The 3,084-nt window shown below is 40.3% G+C and carries 3 protein-coding genes and 1 pseudogene; 2 read left to right on the top strand and 2 right to left on the bottom strand.

Annotation, left to right across the window (positions count from 1 at the left end):
- Window positions 1–7: 7 nt before the first annotated feature.
- Window positions 8–142, top strand: a pseudogene (locus KO508_RS18970) (group II intron maturase-specific domain-containing protein); the annotation flags it as partial.
- Between the two features lie 6 nt (window positions 143–148).
- On the top strand, window positions 149–322 hold the full coding sequence (locus KO508_RS18815; protein WP_252738009.1) for a hypothetical protein: 174 nt from the start codon (window positions 149–151) through the stop codon (window positions 320–322).
- A gap of 99 nt (window positions 323–421) precedes the next feature.
- Here KO508_RS18815 and KO508_RS08290 read toward each other — a convergent pair whose 3' ends face one another.
- Window positions 422–1,177, bottom strand: a complete 756-nt coding sequence (locus KO508_RS08290; RefSeq protein ID WP_216007874.1) for a hypothetical protein — start codon at window positions 1,175–1,177, stop codon at window positions 422–424.
- Window positions 1,174–2,811: an RNA-directed DNA polymerase gene (locus tag KO508_RS08285; RefSeq protein WP_216007873.1), complete on the bottom strand. Its 1,638-nt coding sequence runs from the start codon at window positions 2,809–2,811 to the stop codon at window positions 1,174–1,176. Before KO508_RS08285 ends, KO508_RS08290 begins: the two co-directional genes overlap by 4 nt.
- Window positions 2,812–3,084: the final 273 nt, after the last annotated feature.

The following is a 3,084-nucleotide window of genomic DNA, read 5'->3' as shown; positions in this document are numbered from 1 at the left end:
GTAGTTCGTGGAGCGCTTACGGATCAACTACTTTGGCATTGCCACAGGCTACCAACGCTGCTGCGATCTGGATCACTGGATCCGCCGTCGCGTGCGGATGGTCTACTGGCGACAGTGGCGCAAGCCACGCACCAAAGTCAGAAGCCTGATGAAGTTGGGTGTGCACGTGCAGGCCGCGGTGGCGTGCGGCATCACCAGCAAAGGCCCTTGGCGCAGCTCGAAGACACCGGGCATTCAGCAGGCATTATCCAATGACTACCTGAAAGCCGAGGGACTGGCATCACTGCGTGATGGATGGATCAAGCTTCACCATTCCCGGTGAAACGCCCTGTGCGGACCCGCATGCAGGGTGTTGTGGGGGCTGAGGGTTAGATACCCTCGGCTACCCGATTAGTTTTCGTCTTGACACTAACCGCTAAACTTAATTCCCAAGTTTAAATGCATAATCGCCAACCAGAGATGAAAATAGCTCTAGTAGCTCAATTTTCGATCTTCCAGCACCTGCAACTTTTATAAGCTCATCAAATTTAAATTCAATGTGTTTATTAAGCCTTGGATTTAATAATATACCTGACTCCCACTCTTCACTCCTGCCCTCAATTGCAGATGAAAAGCTCAATAGCCAGTATATTAAAAGCTGCCTGTAATCAGATGATGAAAAATTCCTACTGCTACATTTAACCTCTATCAATTTATTGCCGATTGCGAAGTCACCATTCCCTTGCGCTATCCATTGAAAGCCAGGTACTACTGGTGATTGGACAACTTTAATATTTTGATTTTTACTCTGAAAGAATTTTATAGATTTTACTAGGTTATTCGCAGTTTTTTTAGCTATTAATACGTCAATTTCTGTTAAAACTTCAGGAAGATCAGCATCAAAATATTTTGATTGTCTCTCTAGGGCTATATTTAGACTTGCATCCCAATCTTCAGTAGCACCAGCAAGTATTTGCTCAGCACGTGCATATGCAACCTCAAATAACATTGCTGCATTTGTTGACATTTTAAGGACTAAGCTCTCTTCTACATAAGAGCAGCCCGGTATTGGCTGTGCTTCTCTATTTAAATGAGAAACTATTGCAGGTAGAAGCTGAGGAAATAATATATCACATATTCCTGGAATATCTCTTGCCACAGTTCTTGGGTCTTTAATTGGTAGTCTTAAGAATCTCATTTTTTCACCGTATCATCGACCCATGATGTATATGCCCCACTAAATGATAACTTGTCTTTGATCTCAATACCTAATGACCATGAATTATCAATTGCATTTTTCACTTGCAGCCTAAAGTGTTTCCCTTCATCTCCAAATTCAAATGATGTAAGCCATAACATTCTCTGGACTTCAGGGCTGAAACTAGACCATTTATTTCTGGCATGAATAAAAGAAGGTCGATCTTTCCAGTTTCTGATGCACTCTAAACATGCTCTTTTGATTGTTTCAGAGGAGCTTTCCTGGAGTGTTTTATGCACGTATGCAGCACGCTTTTCAGTTCTTGGTAGTCTTAATGCACGCAAATAATGCAGACAGTTTGCCTCTGGTAGCAATAAGTGATCAGAGTGAGAAATGACATCATCTAGCAAATTATCGAGTAATGAATATACTTCTGAGTACTTGTCATCTGCTCTGAGGGAGATTACACCTTTAATTATTGTTGACCAGGAACCTCTAAATGAATGTAAATTACTAGGTGAAAGTAACGTCCTACAAAGCTGTAATGCTAACACTGGATCATGTAGCTTTAATGTTCTACTTATTTGATTTATTAAAAACGTGTCTGGTTGACTTTTATTAATCTCTAAATCAAGTAAGTTTTTTACATTAAGTTGCTCTACTGTCTCTGCAAGCTCTTCATAATCAGAATTTGGGTTATCAGAGTATGGGTCAAAATGTAAGTCGATTTTCTTTAACTTGCTAGCATTATCATCATCAGTAAATAACTGTGAATGCACAAAGTTTTCATAGTGCTGAGCTTTAAGAATGGTTGTTTTCGATCTATTAAGTGAAAGACCATAATCTGCCAATGCATTTGAAAGGATAGATATTGCTCTATAGGCTTCAGCTTGGCTATCAGCTATCAATGTAAAATCATCAACATATCTATGCCACGTGACATTGGATAATGTAAGAAGCTGATCTATCGAAGTCATTAGTAGCTCAGCGAGTACTCTTGAGCATTGCCCGCCGACTGGCAAACCAAATGAACGTCCTGATGATAATTGGCTAAGAAGTCTATCTACTTGTGTAGAAACTGTTGAATTACTCCCAAATAGATCATTGATACAGTTTTCTATTCTGTGATGATAAATATGTTCATAAAAACTAGAAATATCTGTTTGTACAACTACGGCATCGTTACTCTTTAATGCTGGATCGTTTATAGTTGCTTCTTTATACGCTCTCCAAGATTTATCCCTATCAAACAGCCCAGGGCCTAAATCTATAAAACGATATGAATGCGCATTAGGGCTTCTGTTTTGCTCGTTTTTCTCTGCTATCGCTATAGCAAGCCCATTTAGATATAAATTCCAGAACGGGTGGATTTTTGTCGATATTCTAAATCCACTAGCTCCTGTAGGAGAGAGCAACCTTTCTGAAAAAACCTGTGTTGAATTAAGAGTATTTTTTGCATTCTTTCTTCCATCTTTTTCAAGCCGATCAAACAAGTCAGAAGCTAGTTTAGCCAACTTTTCTTTAGATTCAGATAAGAATATGGTGTCAATATCGAATGGCAACATGTCATTGTCACCATGAGCCCCTATATCATCAATGGCTCTCTTGAAATGGTCTATTGTAACTGAATTCATTTTACTCTCTGTGTTTGATGATGTTGAGACTTTGCTGAGAAAACTAACGAGCCTGTAGAAAAACCCTTCACAGAGCCTGATCCACAGCCGCTTTGTTGTTTTTTCAACACTCGCGATCAACTGACGCAAGCTTGCTAATTTCTCTGCAACACCGGCGCGTTATGAGTATGCAGCACCAGATGTTTCTCACTTAGCCCTCTGAGGGCCGTTTCTAGCTGTATCATAGCCCAGCCTCATGCCGCTAACTGCCCATAGTTCGCCAGTTTCTCAATG

The organism is Marinobacter salexigens, from assembly GCF_018860765.1.
Lineage (GTDB): Bacteria > Pseudomonadota > Gammaproteobacteria > Pseudomonadales > Oleiphilaceae > Marinobacter > Marinobacter salexigens_A.
This window is presented reverse-complemented; position numbering and strand designations above follow the sequence as displayed.